This is a genomic window from Hymenobacter defluvii (assembly GCF_017589435.1).
Taxonomy (GTDB): domain Bacteria; phylum Bacteroidota; class Bacteroidia; order Cytophagales; family Hymenobacteraceae; genus Hymenobacter; species Hymenobacter profundi.
The window spans coordinates 1-18,151 of the sequence record NZ_JAGETX010000032.1; the positions used below are offsets into that span (position 1 = coordinate 1).

Below are 18,151 nucleotides of genomic sequence, written 5' to 3' on the forward strand. Positions count from 1 at the left end.
CCGGTACGAGAAAACCGCTACCTCCTTTTTAGCCGTGGCCCACCTGCTTGCTGCCCTCGATTGGATGCGCTAGCTGTTCACACAGCCTAGCCTAAATTCCCCAACACACTCTTAGCATACCGTTAGTTTTTCAGTTAAATCCATGTCCAAGCAGCAATATTTTTTTCTGATCCTGATTCTGGGTAGCCTCACCGCGCTCGGTCCCTTCTCCATAGACATGTATCTGCCCGGATTTCCGGCTATTGCCCAGGATCTCCATACGACGGCTGCCCGCGTGGCTCTTTCCTTGTCGAGCTTTTTCATCGGTATTTCGGCGGGGCAACTGCTCTATGGGCCGCTGCTGGATCGGTTTGGCCGCAAAAAGCCGCTCTATGTTGGCTTGGTGCTCTATATCGTTGCCTCCGCGGGCTGTGCAACTGCGCAGAGCATCGACGGCTTAATTGCCCTGCGCTTCGTGCAGGCCATCGGCAGCTGCGCGGCTGGGGTGGCCTCGGTGGCCATGGTGCGCGACTTGTTTCCGGTAAAAGACAGCGCGAAAGTGTTTGCCTTGCTGATGCTGGTAGTGGGCCTATCGCCTATGCTGGCGCCCACTGTGGGCAGCTACGTTACGGAAGCGTTCGGCTGGCCCAGCGTGTTCATCACCCTCGGCGTAATGGGCGGGCTGTTGCTGGCCGCCTGCATCTTATGGCTGCCCGACACCTACACCCCCGACACTTCCTTGTCGCTGAAGCCTCTGCCGATTCTCACCAATTTCTGGGGCGTGCTGCGCGAGCCCCAGTTCTACACGTACACCTTTGCGGGCGCCATGGCCTTTTGCGGCCTCTTCGCCTACGTAGCCGATTCTCCGCTGGTGTTCATGGATCTTTTCCACGTGAGTACGAAGACCTATGGCTGGATTTTCGCCTTCCTCTCCATTGGTCTCATCGGGTCCAGTCAGGTCAACAGCGTGCTCTTGCGCCACTTCCAGAGTGAGCAGCTAATTGTGGCCGCCTTGGTGTGTCAGGTGCTGACGGGGCTGGTGTTTTTGCTGCTCACCCTCAACGGCTGGATCGGGCTGAGCGGTACTATTGCCTTGTTGTTTGTCTTCCTGTGCTGCCTAGGCATCAGCAACCCCAACACGTCGGCCCTATCGCTGGCGCCGTTTACGCGCAACGCCGGCAGCGCCTCGGCCTTGCTGGGGGCCATTCGCATGACGATGGGCGCGTTGGCCTCTGTGGGTGTGAGCGTGCTTAGCAACCATACTGCCGTGCCCATGGTAGGAATTATGGCGGGTACTTCGGGCCTGGCCCTGCTGATTCTATTGGTGGGCCGCCGGCAGATTGCAGAGCAGGTTAGTGTACCGGTCGGCCAGCTCGCCGAGCCGGTACACTAACCTGTTTCTGACCTCTTGTAATTGATGCAATATTTTGATTATCAATATATTGACAATATAATTTACTGACGTAAACGATCAAGAATCCTACCCGTATGCTGTCGTCTACCCGCACCTGCATTCAGGACCCGGGGGTACGGGCTGATACAGGACTTCGTTTTTAAACCGCACCAGCGCTAGCATCACGGCCTGCTCGTACAGCTGCCGACGGTCTACAATATTACCGGTCAGCAGGCCAATGGCGCCGGCGGACTGCTTGGTGTCTGATTGCTGAAACACTAGGTCATCAGCACCCAGTTCCATGCCCCCGGCTACCAGGTCCGCGGTGACCGGCGGCAAAAAGAAGGTGCCGGAGCGGGCCTTGCCCACTCTGGTACGGGCACACACAACCACCCAGGCAAAAGCCCCTAATTCCCCGGCCTGTGCTTCATCATGTCCATGTCGGTGGCAGACGGGTAGACCGTCATCTGCAACTTGGGTTACTTAGCCTGCGGTTACTTGTAGCTCCTCTAGAACCTAGGGTAAGGAATTCGCGCTCAACCAGCTACACTCACCCTTGCAACGCCATGGCAAAACCCACCAAGCTACACGGCAGCGACCTGCGCAAACTAGGCTACCCGGAAGGGAACGTTATCAACCTGGCGCTGGATATTCTGGAAGATCGGCAGCTTAGCAAGCTGGATAAAGGCAGCGCCTTGGCGTTGCTGCGCAAGATTAAGGAAGACCCCTACGCCTACCTGCGCGACTCGCTGTGGCGGGAGCTGGCCAAAGCGTTTGTGCCCGACCCCAGCCGCAAAGTAGGCCTGAACCCAGAGATAAAAGACTACCGCCGCTACGACGAAGCTTTCATTGAGGATGGCGCCCGCCAGCAAACGGATACGGCCATGCAATTGCCCATCACCCTAGACGGTGCCCTCATGCCCGATGCGCACCAGGGCTACGGCCTCCCCATCGGGGGCGTGCTGGCCGTTGATAACGCCGTGATTCCCTATGGAGTAGGCATGGACATTGGGTGCCGCATGGCTCTATCGGTGTTTGCGCTGCCGCCGCACTACCTCGATCAGCGCACCCAGGAGCTGAAAAAGCTGCTGCACGCCAATACGCGCTTCGGCGGTAAGGAAGTGTTCAAGAACCCCACCGACGACCCCATTCTGGACCGGCCCGAGTTCAAGGAAATTGCCGTGGTGCGGGGCAAGCGCGACGCAGCTAGTAGTCAGCTGGGCTCCTCGGGCTCCGGCAACCACTTCGTGGAGTGGGGCGTGGTCGATATCACCATCGACGACAACGAGCTGAATCTGCCCGTTGGGCACTATCTGGGCTTGCTCTCGCACAGCGGCTCGCGGGGGTTAGGAGCGGCCATTGCTCAGCACTACACCAAGGTAGCCATGAGCAAGTGCCCTCTACCCCCGGAAGCGCGCTACCTCGCCTGGCTCGACCTCGACAGCCAGGAAGGACAGGAGTATTGGCGGGCCATGAACCTGGCCGGCGACTATGCCTCGGCCTGCCACCGCGATATTCACCGCCGTCTGAGCCAAGCGTTGGGCGAAAAGCCCCTGGCGAAAGTGGAAAACCACCATAACTTTGCCTGGAAAGAAACCCTAGCCGATGGTCGTGAGGCCATTGTGCACCGCAAGGGCGCCACGCCGGCCGGCGCGGGCGTGCTGGGCATCATTCCCGGGTCTATGACGGCGCCCGGCTTTATTGTGCGGGGTAGGGGCGAGCAGGATTCCATCCAGTCGGCGTCGCACGGGGCGGGGCGTAAGATGTCGCGCACGCAGGCCAAGCAGCAACTCTCGGAGGGCAACGTGCGCCGCTACCTGCGCGACCACGGCATCGAGCTAATCGGTGGCGGGCTGGATGAGGCACCCATGGCGTATAAAGACATTCATCAGGTGATGGCACACCAGCGCGACCTGGTCGATGTGCTGGGCTCCTTCACGCCTCGCATCGTACGCATGGATGCGGGCGGCGGTGGCAAAAGCAAGTATGGCGGCGAGTAGTGGTAGCTGTTTCTTTGGGGTAGACCCACAGCCTACCAGTGCGCGTTCTTGCCTAAACGACCGTACATAAGATAAATAAACTTTTCTCCTTCACCCAAACGCTATGCCCACGAACACTGTGCTGGTCGTTGGCGGCAACGGCATCATTGGCCGCAACGCCGTTAGCTACCTCCAATCGACAGGCAACTGGAATACGCTTGTTACGTCGACCTCGCCGCTGGACTACGCTACTACGGCGCCGTATGTGCAACTAGATCTGCTTGATGCGAAGGCAGTAGCGCAGCAGGCTGCGCTACTGCGCGAGGTCACACACGTCTTCTATGCCGCCTACATCGAAGGCAAAACTCTGGCGACTCAGACCCAGGTAAACCTTGAGCTGCTTCGTAACCTGGTGACGGGTTTGGAACAGGTAGCGCCAAATCTGCGGCACCTCACATTCATTCAGGGCGGCAAAGCCTACGGAGCCCATTTGGGCCGCTACAAAACGCCGGCCCTCGAAACCGATCCGCGTCACTTTCCTCCGAACTTCTACTACAGTCAGGAAGATTTTCTGCGTGAACACTCCGTGGGGAAGGCCTGGAGCTGGACGGCCGTGCGTCCCGATATGGTAGTTGGGTTTGCGGTGGGCAACCCCATGAACCTCGCGAACCTGATTGCCGTGTACGCCAGCCTGTGCAAGGAGCTGCGGGTTCCTTTCCGGTTTCCTGGGAGCCTAAAAGCATACGAGGTGCTGGTGAACGTGACCGATGCTACCCTGCTGGCCAAAGGTATGGAGTGGGTTTCGACCCACCCGGAATGCAACGAGGAAATTTTCAACATCACCAATGGCGACATTTTTCGCTGGCAACAGTTGTGGCCGCGTTTTGCCGAATATTTTGGGGTAGACTACGCCGAGCCGATTACGTTTCCACTCCAAGAATATATGGCCGACAAAGCCGAGCTGTGGGAGCGCATGGTGCAGCAGTACGGCCTCAAACAGCACACGCTCGACGAGTTAGCGCAGTGGGGCTTTGGCGATTTTATCTTCAACGTGGAGGCCGATGCATTCTTCGACGTGAACAAGCTGCGCCGCTTCGGCTTCCACGGCATGCATCTTGACAGCTTTACGTCCTTCCGCAACCAGTTTGAACACTTGAAGGCGGAGAAGATCATTCCGTAAGCAGGCTTTCCTACTGCTGGCCTTAGTTGAAAGTTTGGTACGGATGTTACATCAGCTCAGATAGTGCATTGAAGCTGTTTAGCAACTCGTTTAAGGCATTTTGGAACGTCATGCTTGATATGTCGTCCGCTTGTCGGAACATCTCGCCCGCTTCGTTGTGAAGTAACGATTGCGCCAACTCATCCAACCGCACACATCGTAGCACCAAGTAGGGTATGCCTACCGTAGTAGCTAGAGCGCGTGTCGTTAGGCCACTGGCAACCAGAGCGCTTGAGGTGGTCTACCTAAGCCGGATATAATTGGGACGTTGTTTTGAGTTGGGTTTCGAAATGATTAGGAGCTAAGTAGCCGAGGGCAGAATGTCGGCGCTCGGCATTGTAGTAAGCAATACGGCGGCAGCTTCCCCAGCTTGGCTTCGGCCAAGCTGGGGAAGCTGCCGCCGTCGAACAGTTCGGCTTTAAATCGACTCCATAACGATTCAGCGTGGGCGTTGTCGTAGCAGTTACCGCACCGGCTCATGCTTTGCTGGGTGCCGTGTTGGGCGACTAGGTCTTTGAAGCGGGTGGCCGAGTACTGGCTACCCTGATCGGAGTGGACGACGAGCCCGGCCGGTGGGCGGCGCACGGCCAGGGCGCGGCGTAGGGCTTCGCTGACCAGGTCTTCGGGCATGGTCTCGCGTACATCCCAGCCTACGATTTTGCGCGAGCAACGGTCGAGCCACACGACCAGGTACAGCCAGCTGCCGCCCTGCTGGGGCAAGTAGGTGATATCGCCTACCCACACCCGGTTGGGGGCCGTAGGCGCCGGTTGACCCAGCAAGCGGTTGGGCGCGGCCCGTACGGCCGTTGGAATCGGTGGTGCGGGCCGCCGCTAACGAACGGGGCTGCTGAGCGCGCAAACCATGGGCCTTGAGCACGCGACGGATGTGCCAGCGACCTACCCCCAGATGGCCCTGCGCTTGCACTTCCACGCGCAGTCGGCGCGTACCGTAGTGCTGGCTGTGGTCGGCAAACGCCTCGCGCACAGATATTTTTCAAGCCAGCAGCTGCCGACGGCGCTGCCAGCCGTAGTAGGCAGCCGGGGCCACGCGCAGCACTTGGCAAAGCTGGCGGATGGGCACGTAAGCGGCCCGTTGGGCGATGTGGCGGTAGGCGCTCACCGGGTCAGCTGGCTGAGCCTGCGCCTACGGCAGGCAACTGGCCAAAGCTTTTTTAAACTGTCGAGCTCCTGCTCGGCCCACTTGAGGCAGGCGCGCAGGGCTCGCACCTCCGGGTCATGGGCCACTTCTTCGCTGCCTACCTCGGCTACGAGCTGCTGCTACCAACAGTAGAGCAGTTTGGGGCTAATGCCCAACTGCCGGGCCACGGCCTGCGTGCTGTGGCTCTCGGAAGCCAAGCGCAGGTCCTAAGTCTTGAATGCTGCATCGTATGTACGCTGTTTGTCGGGCGATGCCCCGCTGGTTTGTGCTGCCATCACAGAAGAAATATACGTCTTTCTTCTGTCCGTCATCTCTAGACCACCTCGCCCAAGTGAGTGAGGGAACAAGCATTTTATCCTGCACTGAATTTAGGAAGGCAGCCTAGCTCGTTTCGACGTGCGCTGCTCGACACTTTCCTACTTAGCTCATTGGCTTATGTGTGTCACCTCGTGGGCAAGTGGATGTTTTAGCAGATAAGCTACGATAGTAATCTAGCCTGTAAGGCCGTAATTTGTCGTTGTAGAGTGTATACGATGGTATCTGCTCGCTGCTGAATCTTATGCTGATAAAGCGACGCGGCCCAGCCAGCAGTACGGATGTGGCGCAGTTGTGCGTCTGACTCGTCTAGTTGGAGCAGGGCTGTATGCAGGGCATCGTAAAGAGAAGTCCAGTCCGGCGAAGGCACCGGTTGACGCTGTTGCAGGTGAAGCCGCAGCTCCAGAAGTTGGCTGGTCAGACGGGCCAGCAGTTGCAGACGGTGTTGCTCCGGCGAACTGAGGGTCCGGGGATGAGAGTCTAGCAGACAAAGCGCGCCAATATTATAGCCAGCAGAGGTTGGTAAAGGGTAGCCTGCATAGAAACGCATATGTAGGGAACGGACAAACGCAAAATCCAGTACTGTAGCGGGCTCTTGGTCTAAGTCTTCCACAATGAGGATGGCATCCTGTAGAATGGTTAGCGCACACAGACTCTGCTGCCGCGGAATCGTGTGCTGCGTTACGCCATAGCTCGCTTTGATGCTAGTGTGCTCTTCATCCACAAGGGTAAGCAAGACCAGTGGTACATCGAAGAGACGAGAAACTAAATCGGCTAACGCACTAAAAACCGCATCCGGAGCCACCCTCAAGCTTCTGTAAGGCTGCAATGCCTGTAGCCGGGCCGGCTCACAGGGCGGAATTAAGGAGGAAACGCGTGGTAGCATAACCAGTAGGGATAAGGTAGATCAGGCAGAAACGATGCCTTCGGACAAACCAACAGCGCGCAGCGCGGCATACGCTGTTTGGGCTATCGAGTCTCGCAATACCGTTAGGTAAGGATGCTCGGAAATACAGAGCCATTCACCCCAATACAGTCTACAGCTATTCCCGCATCAAACAGGCGATAGGTACACCGCTACTGTCTTCAGTAAGGTGCCGCCTACCCTCAGCTGTTATTTATTCTGCCGGTGGGTGGAGGTGGAAACCCTGTTTGGCGCTGCAGCCAATTGCTGACAGTTGCGTAGCCAATCTTGAGCTTCCGTTACATCATGGAAGAGTTGCAATTCAAGAAAATCACTCATATGCGTAGAGCTCGTAAGGGTGAGAATATCATACCCACTATTAGCTTGCACAACGTGCGCGATATAGCGCAAACCCAGTTTCTGAGCCTGTGGTAGCCATGTGCGTTCAAGCCACTCTACGGAGTTGAACCAAGGGCCTTGTAGGGCTAGATTGTTATTGAGTAGAAAAGCACTGCGATGATTCGATACTTTGTCCAAGTACCCAATGGCTCCCTGCAACGCCTCAGTGTGACCAATTAGACCGCTCCACTTGGCATACAGCCAGTGCGAGGATTCATCATAACTCAGAACACAGGCTCCCCCAGAACTAAACTGTATAGCGTTCAGTAGCATACTTCTTCTACTAATGTTTCGTAGATAATTACCGCCGCAATACGTTTATTCAACTAACTTTATACTAGCAAGTTAGCCACCTGTATTGTGCAGCTGTAAATTTGGGAGAGGATCTAATGCAAGACAAGGTGGTGAATACCAATTCTTCCTCCGTATTCTCCTCAAATGCGTCGGCGGTTTTTACGTAGCCTAGCCAGCCAACGAAGTATGGGGAAGCAGTTCCTGTCTTGCGTATGTAAGTAGTATAATCGCAGCAAACCTGTGCCGCGCGCCTTTAAAGCCATCCGCGACGAACATAATCATCTTATTGATCTGGGGTACATCTTCGTTAACTCTCCCGTCGAATAGCTTGCCGATAGCCAGCCGTTGCTAGGTCAACGTCACACAGGGCAATTCTCTGATAAAGAGCACGATAATCTACTAGATTTGTGCCGCCAGATCATCGAGACGGGAGTAGCGGAGGTGCGGGAGTTTGCGCATCCCACTGAGCAATCAACAAGTTGGTTTCGCACTATTGTAAGTGCTCCTACCCCAGCCGCTACAAGTTGCGCTTTATCGTTTGGCTCAGGAGTTAGCCCACCACAGTCTCAAGTACGCTGGGGCCAGTCAAGCGATGCTAGAACTGGAAACCACTCCTGGTTGGAATCGTGCTACGAGCCGAAGATAACGGCCGTGGCTTTGAGCTTGGTGTTACCACCAAGGGCCTTGGTTTACGTATGTTGCATGAGGCCATTGACCTGCTGGGTGGCACCATCACCACAGATTCTTCTCCTGAGCACGGTACTCATATTCGCTTGCGCATTCCCCTTTCTTTAGTTTCCCCTTCATGATTCGTGTTTTTTTGGTGGATGACCACCCTATTGTGCGCGACGGTCTGCGGAACGTGCTCACAGCGGAGCTTTTGCTCGAAGTAGTGGGCGAAGCCTCCAATGGGCAAGAGTTACTGACGCAGCTGCCGGGCACGCCGGCCGACGTTGTCCTGCTAGACCTGAACATGCCCGTACTGGATGGCTTGGCTACCACACACGAACTACAAAAACAGCATCCAGACTTGCGCATCCTCATGCTGTCGATGATGACGCACGAACGCACCATTGGGGAACTATTAGAAGCCGGCGCGCACGGCTACTTGCTCAAAAACGCGGATAAGGCCGAAATTGTGACGGCAATTCATGCCGTGGCGGCAGGCAAGCGCTTTCTATGCTCGGATATCGGCCTAGCCTTGCTCGAAAAACTACTGACCAGCGAAACGGAAAGTTCGGCTCCCTCCCCCGAAAATGCGATTCATCTCACCCACCGTGAACGTGAGATTCTGCAACTGGTCGCCAATGGGCTGACCAACCAGCAAATTGCCGATCAGCTCTTCACCAGCCGGCGCACGGTGGAAACGCACCGGCAGAGTCTGCTGGAAAAAACCGGCGTCAAGAATACGCCGGCCCTGGTTAAGTACGCCATGGAGCAAGGCTTGCTGGACTCGTAGGGCATTGCCAACGCATCTGTATAGGTAGTAATAGGGGTAGGAAAATAGACCGTATTCCGTATTTATTTCGAGCGAACAAGGAAACGCCTTGAATAAATACGGGTTGAAAATAACGCATTTACCACAGGCAAAACGCGTATTTCAGCGGGCGTGTAGGAGCTTGTTTTGCTAGTTCTTTGTGCTGTCAACTGTGTTGACCACGCGGATGGCTTTTCTTAGTCACATGGATTCGCATCCTGCCGCGCTGACGAACTGCTACCACTCCTTCCTTTCCTCCTTACCACTATTCCTGTGTTAAATCCTCGCTTGTTACAGCCAGCTAATGTGCTGCATGTGAACCTGGCTGCTGTCGATGCGGCCCACTTGGTACGTATCCTCGTCCCCCCACACGCCCCGTTACTGGTAGACTGTGGCGCCCTACCCTGCCAACGTACGCAGGGAGTTTGCTTTCTGGTATCGCAACTGCTAATACTCCGCCAACGCGGGACCAGCGTTAGGCTATGCAATGCAAGTCTCACATTGCAGCGGTGCCTGCATACCCTACAGCTGGACTCAGTCTTCCCTACAGTGGATTGAAGACCGCATGAGCGTTAGCAAGTAACAACATTGCATACAACAAAGTGGGACGCGCTGGCGGTCGAGCAATAAATTGCCTACCGCCAGCGCGTCCCACTTTGTTGTATGCAATGTTGCCTGCGCCGTAACAGTCTCATGAACAGCCTTATCAAGCTAACTTAAACCGCTTGTTGAAGTAGCTGGTTTGGCTGCCTAGCCCGGTACGGCCACCCGTTGCGCGGAAGTGGCCTTGCGAGTGCCAACGGGCTCCTCGACGGGCATTACGGTCACTACCACGTACTTAGAGGTAGGCGTATTGCTCTTGTACGCCACGCTGCCAATAGGCACCAGCACATTGGCCTCGGGAAAGTAGGCCGCGCAGTTGCCCCGCGGAATATTGTAGGGAATGGCGATAAACTTCTCCGCGTGGCGCTGCTGGCCCTCAAAGTGGCTGGTAATATTCACCACTCCTTTCTCCCGAATGCCTCGCTCGGCCATATCCTGGCGGTTGAGGAAGATGACGCGCCGCTCGTTGTGCACGCCGCGGTACCGGTCGTTGTAGTCGTAGATGGTGGTGTTGAATTGGTCGTGGCTGCGGATGGTGGTCAGCACCAGCTGATCGGGCTCCAGCACGTGCTTCTCGTAGGGCGTGCAGGTGAAGTTGGCTTTGCCATTGGCCGTAGTGAAGTTACGCTCGCGGGGGCCGTTGGGTAGGTAGAAACCGCCAGGGCGGCGCACCTTTTCGTTGAACTTATCGAACCCAGGAATCACGCGCCCGATATGGTCGCGGATGGTATCGTAGTTCTCGGTGCAGGCTACCCAGTCCACGGTGCTCTTGCTACCAAGGGTAGCGAGAGCCATGCCGCTCACAATGGCTACCTCGCTCAGCATTTCCCCCTGAAGAGGCGTCAGCACGCCCTTGCTCATACTGACGACCCCCATGGAATTTTCGCAGGAGGTGAACTGCTGCTGGCCGTGCTGCCGGTCTACATCGGTGCGGGCCAGGCAAGGTAGGAGCAGCGCCATTTCACCGTTGACGAGGTGGCCGCGGTTTAGCTTCGTGGTGATGTGCACCGAAAGCCGCAGCTTGCGCATGGCCTCGGCCACAAACTCCGTATCCGAGCAGGCTGAAAGCATGTTGCCGCCCAGCGCAACGTACACCGGCACCTTGCCGTCGTGCATGGCCTTCACGGCCTCCACCGTGTCGTAGCCGTGCTCCTGGGGCGGGTGGAAGTCGAATTCCTTTTCCAATTCGTCCAGAAAGCTTTGCTCGGGCCGTTCCCAAATGCCCATCGAACGGTCGCCCTGCACGTTGGAGTGGCCCCGTACCGGGCACAGCCCGGCGCCCGCCTTCCCCACGGCGCCTTTCAGAAAATGTAGGTTTACAATTTCCTGAATGCTGTAAACCCCGTTTTTCTGCTGCGTGAGGCCCATGGCCCAGCAGGTAATAATTTTCTTGTGACGAGCAATGAGGTTGGCCGCTTCGGTGATGTCGGCGCGGCTCACCCCGCTGGCCTCCACAATGTCGTCCCAGCTTGTATTGTTCAGGTTTTCAATCAGTTCCTCGTAGCCAGTAGTAAATTCCTGAATGAAGGCCCGGTCGAGCACCTTGCCTGGGTTCAGGGCCTCGGCTTCGAGCAGGCCCTTCATCAGGCCGCGCACCACCAGCAGGTCCGAGTTGATGCGCACTTGCAGGTAGAGGTCGGTTATCTGGGTGCCGTCGCCGAGTAGGGCACCCAGCGCCCGCAGCGGATTCATGAAGTCCTGCGGATTCTTGAAGTGCTGCAAGCCGGCCTCAATCAAGGGGTTGATGCTGATGATCTTAGCTCCGTTGCGCTTGGCTTTTTGCAAAGCCGAGAGCATACGCGGGTGGTTGGTGCCGGGGTTCTGCCCAATGATAACGATGACCTCCGCTTCGTAGAAGTCGTTGAGCGTGACGGAGCCTTTGCCCAGGCCAATGGTAGGGCTTAGGGCCGAGCCGCTGCTCTCGTGGCACATGTTGGAGCAATCGGGCAAGTTGTTGGTGCCAAACTGCCGCACAAAGAGCTGATATAAAAACGCGGGCTCGTTGGGCACCTTCCCCGAGGTGTAGAAGATAGCCTCATCGGGTGAAGCCAGGGCATTCAGCTCCTGCCCCACCAGCGCAAACGCCTCCTGCCAACTGATTGGCTCATAGTGCGTACCGCCGGGGCGCACCACCATTGGGTGCGTAATGCGCCCCGCGTTGTTCAGGTCGCGGTCGGTCATGTGCGACAGTTGCACCAGGCTGTGCTGGGCAAAAAAGGCCGGATCTACGCGTTGTGCGTCGGCATCGGAGGCCGTGGCCTTGGCGCCATTCTCGCAGAACTCGGCTACCGAGCGGTGTTCGTCGGGGTCGGGCCAGGCGCAGCTAGAGCAGTCGAAGCCATCTTTCTGATTGAGCTTGAGCAGTGCGTGCGTGCCCCGCGCAATGCCATCCTCGCCCCAGGCGAATGCTCCCGACTTGAGCACCGCCGTGATACCGGCCGCCACCGTGGCGGGCTTGCCTAGCTTGAGGCCCGTAAACCCTTCGGGTGGCTGAGCCAGAATCGGGTGTTGGTGTTTGGCCCCCAGCGTGTCGGGCGCGGTCATCTTGCGCTTGTCAGCGTCGGGCTTGCCTTCGGTGTCGTAGTGGTCTACGGCGGGCGCTTCACCCTGGTCCGAACGCTCGCCGCTTTTGGGGGCATTGCCGGCCTTCTGGGCCTCTACGTCGCCGGCTTTTTCGGGATTCTCAGCGGGTGATTTCTCCATGATTCACAACAACTAAACGGGATACTGCGGATTTGATAGGGTATAGCTGAACTTCAGCACGGGTGGCCTTAGCCAGACACTACGTGGCCATGCGCTTCAGCTCCTGGTAGGTTTTCTGCGACTGATGATACTGGCGCTCTACCTCATGCCGGATGGGGCCGCGTAGCGTTTCATCGTCTAGTGCATCTTTGTAGGCGGCCAGCGCCCACTGCTCGCCGTGAATGTTGCTGGCTAGCACCGTCTGCTCGTCGTGGCCGGTGAAAACGGCAGCGGCAGCCATGAAGCGGCGGTAAAGCTTGCCTTTCAGGGTAGTGCTGGTTTCGTGTCCACCGCCGAGGTGGCGCAAGTGCTCATTCAGGGTTTGCGCAAACTGCTCGCTCTGGCCTACCAAGCCCTGGTAGAAATCGCGTCGCTGCGGGTCTTGGCTTTCTTCGACGGCTTTTTTGTAGCCTTCTACCCGATCATTGACAAAGTGCAGCAACTCGTGCAGAGTGCTGATTTCAGCCTTCTGAACTTTTTTACGGCCTTTTTTAGGGCTTTCATCACCGCGCGTGAGCCGGCGTATAGCAAGTAGCAGCACCACGCCACCCACTACTTTTTGGGTAGTACTGAACTGCTGATAGCGGCTGACTGCCTTAAGAGCCGTTTCTTTCACCGACTTAGGTAGCTGGTCGAGCAGATAGGCAAGCGAACTTCCGTTAAGCGGGTCCGGTGCTGCATCAGACGGTGAAGTTGGGTTGGCAGATGACAACGGTGGGCCGGATAGACGGGGAGGTGTGGCTGGTGAATGCATGGCAAAGGAAAAATGAAGGTGTTCGTGTTGGGTAATGGGTAGGCGCCTTAGTAGGGGCTGGCGCCCAAGCCAGGGGGCCTACCCTCGATGTTAGTCGGCGGCTAGCGCTTGCTGGCGTTTCTGCTCCACGGAGGCGAGCATCTTAGCAAAAGGCTCTTTGAACTTTTGCACCCCTTCCTTCTCCAACTGCTGCGTCAGTTTGTCGAGGTCAAGGTCGAGCTTGGGGAGGTCGGCCAGCACCTGGCGGGCGTGGTCCGTATTTTCCTCCAGGCGGGCAGCCGGACGGCCCTTTTGCTTGAAAATATCCATTGTCTCCACCGGAACCGTGTTCACCGTTCTGGGGCCAATGAGGTTTTCAACGTACTTCAGGTCGTCGTATTTCGGGTTTTTGTTGCCTGTGCTCGCCCACAGCAAGCGCTGCGTGTTGGCTTCTTTGGCAACCAACGCTTCCCAGCGCGGACCCGCAAAAATTTCCTTGTAGCGCTGGTAAGCTTGTTTGGCGCAGGCAATAGCAACCTCGCCTACCAGTGAGCCAGCCAGCAAGCCACGCTCGCCGCCGTCGGCAGCAAGTTGCTCCAGCATCGGATCAATCAGCACATCAATACGACTCAGGAAAAAGCTGGCGACCGAGTTGCTGTTGGTCAGCGAATGGCCCGCTTGGGCTCGGTCTTCCAGCCCCGCAATAAAAGCCTCGGCTACGGCCTGGTATTGGTCGAGGCCGAAAATCAGCGTTACGTTTATGTTGAGGCCTTCCGAGATGAGCGTGCGAATGGCGGGTATACCGGCCGGCGTAGCGGGCACTTTTATCATCACATTGGGCCGATCCACGGCCTGCCAGAGCTGGCGAGCTTCGGCCAGTGTACCTTCTGTATCGTCGGCCAGCTCTGGCGATACTTCCAGGCTCACGTAGCCGTCGCTGCTGTTATCGTGGCTTTCAAACAGCTCGCGGAATAGGTCGCAGGCCGCTTGCACATCGGCCACGACCAGGCCCTGGTAGATTTCCTCCGCTGACTTGCCCTGGAGTGCCTGCTCGCGGATGGTGTCGTCGTAGTCGGCTGAGCCGCCGATGGCCTTCTCAAAAATAGCCGGATTGGAAGTGACCCCGCGCAGCGCATCTTCCGCAATGCGGCGTTTCAGCTCACCGTTGGTGAGTACCTGTCGGCTGATGAAGTCGAGCCATACACTCTGATCGAGGCGGCGAATGTCAACTAAAGGATTCATACGTCTAAGGGAGTAGATGAAAGGGAAAGCGCCACCGGGCTAGCTCCTTGCCTAACCGCAACGAGTAGGTAGCCTAGTGGATTGGGTAGGGGGTAGGCGCCTTGCAGCACCTCGATTGTAGGAGCGCGCAACCGATACAGACTAGTACAGCACAACAGGGTAGACGCAGAAGCAAAAAGAGCACTCCCCATTTACTGGGAAGGCTCTTTCGCGGGTAGGTTAGGCAACAGGCTGCTGGTCTTTGTGTAGCGCCACCTCCTCAGGGGGCGTGGCCTGACGGCCTCCAAAGGCCGATACGGCAGCACCCAGCCCTAGACCCAACGCAGCCAGCAGAGCGGCTTTAGAAAGACCCTCGGCTGCGGCATCGCCGGCCTCGCGGGCTTTTTGTTCGGCCTGCACCTTTAGCTGAGCATACTTAGCTTGGGCTTGTTTAGCCGTTGCAATCCAATTATCAACAATCTGCTCCGACTCTGCACGGCTCTTACCGGTGCGCTTCATCACCACGTTCACGGCAGCGTCGCGGTCGGCGGCGTTGCCGATGTTGTCGGCTTTGCTGGTTAGGTTGTCGATGACATCGTCGAAGCTGTCACCGGCCATCTGCGGATTGGCCGCGGCCTGTCCGGCTTCGTTTTGTGCCTGGCTACCTGCCGCTCTGGCTTGCCGCTCGATATTTTCTGGCGCTAGCTCGGCTTTGCCGGTCTGGCGCAACAGTAGACGCGCCTGGTTCTTGATGTCGCTCAGGTCGATGCCCTGCTCTTTCAGTTCGCTTTTGATAGCATCACCCGCACCGGGAGCCACCGCGGCAATGCCCGAGCCTACCCCCGACAAGGCCCGTCCGGCCACACCCGTTACGCCGCCAATAATGCGGCCCACGGCAGTTGTCAACAAATAAAAGGTGAAGAGCGTCACCACCGACCACGTGAGGAGTCCGTGGAGCAACCCGTCGGTACGGCGCGGGATGCCAGCCAAGCGGCTGGCCACCGTTGCGCCCAGGTAGAGCGAGCCCAACGTTGTGACTAGCCACCAAATAGCGGCTCCCGTGCTGATGCCGGCCATCGGGTTTTGCTCAGTCAGCGGGTCGATAGTGCCCAGGCCGATGCCCAAGCCCAGCAGGCTCAAGGCTAGTTGAAGAACGATGGCTACCAGCGCCCCTGCAAAGATGGCGCCCCAGGAAATACGTTTGCTAGCGGCCAGCATGGGCGACGTATTCTGGTGAACTGGTTCGTGAACGCGTGGCGTGGCGAAGGGTACCGCTTGCTCACGGCCCGAGCCGAGCGTATTGTTTGTAGTAGATGTCATAGCAGAAGAGGATGAGAAGCCAAAAGCTCCGATCGGTTGCTTGAAGTAGTGGGGTTATCGGCGCCTACCAGCAAGCAGAAGTGAAAAAAAGTATGAGCCATCTTACGACTCACACCGCGGCAATGGCAGTCTTTTCACTGTTTAATCTTCTGATTATCAAATTTCTAGTATTTATACGGTAGTGCCGTCTGTATTTATTCGGGTTGGGTGCGTATTCGCCGCTAGCCAAGGGCAGCTTCCGTATTTCTACTGAGGGAATGGCGAACGGAGGTGCTTCAGCCACACAGTCAGCTGAATAAAGTGTGGATAGGTACAGGTAGTGTGGCGACATAAGCCGCTGTTAGCTTATCCGAGCTTGCGTGGAGCTGTGGCCCCTACAAATGCTTTGGCTTTCTCGCGTGCTGAGCGTCAACTGCGCTGGCTAGTACCCGTGGCGGGGACGTGCACCAGGCTACATAGATACAGCTGAAAGGTAGTGAAGGCAACTCAACCGTAGTGCCTTCGCTCAGGCCGGTCGGCCAAACTGGTATAGTACGCGGTAATGAGAGCGTAGCGCCCCCCCAAAGGACGCATTCTCTAGGTACGGCAAGCCAAACTCCTGTGCTGTCTGCCGGACGATGCGCGCCAGGGCGGGGTAGTGGATATGACACACGCGCGGGAATAAGTGGTGCTCAATCTGCCGATTCAGCCCTCCGCATAGCCAGCTCGCCAACTGGCTCTGCGGGGCGAAGTTCGCCGTCGTCCGCAACTGGTGTACCGCCCAGGCCTCCTGCACATCCCCCTGCTCATCCGGCACGGGAAAGGCCGTGCCTTCCACCACGTGAGCCAGTTGAAACACCAGCCCCAGCACAAGACCCATGACCAAGTGCAGCGCGAGAAATCCCACCACCAGTTGCCACCACTTCAGCGACAGCACCAGGTAGGGCACGAGCAGAAACAGTAGGTAGTACAGCGCCTTGTAACCAAATAGATTCCAGTATTCCCGACGTGGGTGTGCCGGGGGAGCGTACTGGCCGATGGTGCGCTGAAAGAACTTAACGTAGTCCTTGCGAAATACCCACGAGAGTGAGGCCAAGCCGTAGAGCGGAAAGGCATACCAGTGCTGGTAGCGGTGCCAGGGGCGCACGGGATCCTCGGCGCTTAAGCGCAGCAAGCCTGGGGCAACTTCCAGGTCCTCATCATGCCCCACAATATTGGTGTAGGTGTGGTGCACCAGGTTGTGTGTCAGGCTCCACACGTAGGGGTTGGCCCCAACCAAATGAAAGAGCAAACTGAAGGCATGGTTGACGCGCTTATTGGCAGAAAACGCCCCATGAATGGCATCATGGCAGATATTGAAGCCGATGAAGGCGCAACAGGCACCCAGCAGCATCGCCAAACCTAGGCGAATCCAGAGGGAGAAGGGCCCAACTAGTACGAGTAGGTACAACGTGACAAAGCTGAGCAGCAGGATGATGGTCTTGCGCCACATGGCCCCGTTGGCGTGCCGCGAGAGGTGTTGGGTCGTAAAATAGGCATCGACACGCTGCCGCACCGTGGCGAAAAAATCAGACTGGGCGACGTTGGCAAAACGGAGTTTGGGGGCCATGGATGGGCGGTGCTTGAAAAAGAAAAACGCAGTACCAGGTGCGTAACACGATATACCTGCGCGACCTGCCGCAAGCAAATGGACGAGCTTATGGTCGTGCTAACTCGTCTGGTATAGAAAAATCAAGTAGGACATAGCGTGGATACGCACGCGAAATCGGAGCGCTGAGAAACTAGCTCAGCGAGGCTACGTTGATTAAGTGTCTGTTACAGAGGGTAGGGAAACGAGTATTGGGGGCCACGTGCTTATTGGGCGGGCCGGATACCAGGCGGCAACGGAAAGTTGTCTTCCCAGAACGCAGTAGGTTCCTGCCACTCCGGATGGTGATTCAGTAGCTGCTGCAACTGGTCTAGGTAGGTCATGGCCAGGAGTAGGGTTCGGCGCCGCTGCTCTATTTTCTGCTCGCTCAGCCGTTCGTTTTCGTGCGCACACAGCGTGGGCCACTGCTGCTCAGCACGAGCCAACAGGGCACTCAGTTGCTGATTGTAGTCGCCCAGGACGGTCATTAGTAGTTGGCTCATCGTCGAGAATGAAATAACTGTGGAGGAAGAGGTAAGGGTGAAAAGGTGCGGTTGTGCGCCAGCAGTTGCGCTGGTCTAGACTGCCTGTCCGGGGGTAGGGCTTTTGCTACCAGGCGCGGCTGGTTGGGCCGGCTTAGAGCAACTTTTTATGCGCAGATGCAAGTCGTCACTCACGGCTTCCTGTTTCAGGATAGACTTGTGCACGACGCGGGCTTGGAAGCCGGTTTCGGCGGCTTTTGCCAGAAACAGCTGGGCTACGTTGTTTTGGGGGGAATCACCGAAACGACATGTCGCGGCAGACACAG

General features: G+C 57.1%; 16 protein-coding genes and 2 pseudogenes. 5 read left to right on the forward strand and 13 right to left on the reverse strand.

The features are described 5' to 3' along the window. Positions 1 to 142: 142 nt before the first annotated feature. Positions 143 to 1,372, forward strand: coding sequence for a multidrug effflux MFS transporter (locus tag J4D97_RS21925; protein ID WP_208309452.1), 1,230 nt, complete (start codon positions 143 to 145; stop codon positions 1,370 to 1,372). 105 nt (positions 1,373 to 1,477) lie between these two features. Here J4D97_RS21925 and J4D97_RS21930 read toward each other — a convergent pair. Further along, positions 1,478 to 1,771 (reverse strand): annotated as a pseudogene (locus J4D97_RS21930) (DUF84 family protein); the annotation flags it as partial. 167 nt (positions 1,772 to 1,938) lie between these two features. Between J4D97_RS21930 and J4D97_RS21935 the strand changes: the two are divergent. Both J4D97_RS21935 and J4D97_RS21940 read left to right on the forward strand, forming a co-directional pair. Next, complete coding sequence (locus J4D97_RS21935; protein WP_208309454.1) at positions 1,939 to 3,372, forward strand: RtcB family protein; 1,434 nt, start codon at positions 1,939 to 1,941, stop codon at positions 3,370 to 3,372. Between the two features lie 103 nt (positions 3,373 to 3,475). After that, positions 3,476 to 4,531 carry an SDR family oxidoreductase gene (locus J4D97_RS21940; RefSeq protein WP_208309455.1) on the forward strand — a complete coding sequence of 352 codons (1,056 nt, stop codon included), beginning with the start codon at positions 3,476 to 3,478 and terminating at the stop codon, positions 4,529 to 4,531. Between the two features lie 333 nt (positions 4,532 to 4,864). Here the strand turns inward: J4D97_RS21940 and J4D97_RS21945 are convergent, their stop codons facing one another. The 5 genes and pseudogenes from J4D97_RS21945 to J4D97_RS23795 all read right to left on the reverse strand — a co-directional run bounded on the left by J4D97_RS21945 (position 4,865) and on the right by J4D97_RS23795 (position 7,287). After that, positions 4,865 to 5,383 carry an IS3 family transposase gene (locus tag J4D97_RS21945; RefSeq protein ID WP_347879382.1) on the reverse strand — a complete coding sequence of 173 codons (519 nt, stop codon included), beginning with the start codon at positions 5,381 to 5,383 and terminating at the stop codon, positions 4,865 to 4,867. A gap of 37 nt (positions 5,384 to 5,420) precedes the next feature. Further along, a pseudogene (locus tag J4D97_RS24065) lies at positions 5,421 to 5,555 on the reverse strand (IS3 family transposase); the annotation flags it as partial. A 9-nt stretch (positions 5,556 to 5,564) separates the two neighbouring features. Next, entirely contained in the window at positions 5,565 to 5,690 is a 126-nt protein-coding gene (locus J4D97_RS23790; protein WP_279592476.1) for a hypothetical protein, read from the reverse strand. A 517-nt stretch (positions 5,691 to 6,207) separates the two neighbouring features. Beyond that, positions 6,208 to 6,930 (reverse strand): GAF domain-containing protein, encoded by a 723-nt coding sequence (locus J4D97_RS21950; RefSeq protein ID WP_347879381.1) that lies wholly within the window; start codon positions 6,928 to 6,930, stop codon positions 6,208 to 6,210. 228 nt (positions 6,931 to 7,158) lie between these two features. Next, positions 7,159 to 7,287, reverse strand: a complete 129-nt coding sequence (locus J4D97_RS23795) for a hypothetical protein (protein ID WP_279592477.1) — start codon at positions 7,285 to 7,287, stop codon at positions 7,159 to 7,161. 980 nt (positions 7,288 to 8,267) lie between these two features. Between J4D97_RS23795 and J4D97_RS24070 the strand changes: the two genes are divergently transcribed. Beyond that, positions 8,268 to 8,450, forward strand: a complete 183-nt coding sequence (locus J4D97_RS24070) for an ATP-binding protein (protein WP_425514666.1) — start codon at positions 8,268 to 8,270, stop codon at positions 8,448 to 8,450. After that, a complete protein-coding gene (locus J4D97_RS21955) occupies positions 8,447 to 9,100 on the forward strand; it encodes a response regulator (RefSeq protein WP_208309458.1) in 654 nt (217 codons plus the stop codon). Before J4D97_RS24070 ends, J4D97_RS21955 begins: the two co-directional genes overlap by 4 nt. A gap of 768 nt (positions 9,101 to 9,868) precedes the next feature. On the opposite strand, the gene J4D97_RS21960 is transcribed toward J4D97_RS21955, so the two are convergent. From J4D97_RS21960 to J4D97_RS21990, 7 genes are all read right to left on the reverse strand, one after another. Continuing rightward, positions 9,869 to 12,424 (reverse strand): FdhF/YdeP family oxidoreductase, encoded by a 2,556-nt coding sequence (locus J4D97_RS21960; RefSeq protein ID WP_208309459.1) that lies wholly within the window; start codon positions 12,422 to 12,424, stop codon positions 9,869 to 9,871. 79 nt (positions 12,425 to 12,503) lie between these two features. After that, on the reverse strand, positions 12,504 to 13,217 hold the full coding sequence (locus J4D97_RS21965) for a PA2169 family four-helix-bundle protein (RefSeq protein ID WP_208309460.1): 714 nt from the start codon (positions 13,215 to 13,217) through the stop codon (positions 12,504 to 12,506). A 90-nt stretch (positions 13,218 to 13,307) separates the two neighbouring features. Further along, positions 13,308 to 14,438 (reverse strand): transaldolase, encoded by a 1,131-nt coding sequence (gene tal / locus J4D97_RS21970; protein ID WP_208309461.1) that lies wholly within the window; start codon positions 14,436 to 14,438, stop codon positions 13,308 to 13,310. 219 nt (positions 14,439 to 14,657) lie between these two features. Continuing rightward, entirely contained in the window at positions 14,658 to 15,737 is a 1,080-nt protein-coding gene (locus J4D97_RS21975) for a hypothetical protein (RefSeq protein ID WP_208309462.1), read from the reverse strand. 505 nt (positions 15,738 to 16,242) lie between these two features. Next, positions 16,243 to 17,325 carry a fatty acid desaturase family protein gene (locus tag J4D97_RS21980; protein ID WP_208309463.1) on the reverse strand — a complete coding sequence of 361 codons (1,083 nt, stop codon included), beginning with the start codon at positions 17,323 to 17,325 and terminating at the stop codon, positions 16,243 to 16,245. Between the two features lie 245 nt (positions 17,326 to 17,570). After that, positions 17,571 to 17,846, reverse strand: a complete 276-nt coding sequence (locus J4D97_RS21985; protein ID WP_208309464.1) for a hypothetical protein — start codon at positions 17,844 to 17,846, stop codon at positions 17,571 to 17,573. Positions 17,847 to 17,921: 75 nt separating this feature from the next. Beyond that, a partial coding sequence (locus tag J4D97_RS21990) for a hypothetical protein (protein WP_208309465.1) occupies positions 17,922 to 18,151 on the reverse strand: 230 nt, incomplete at its 5' end.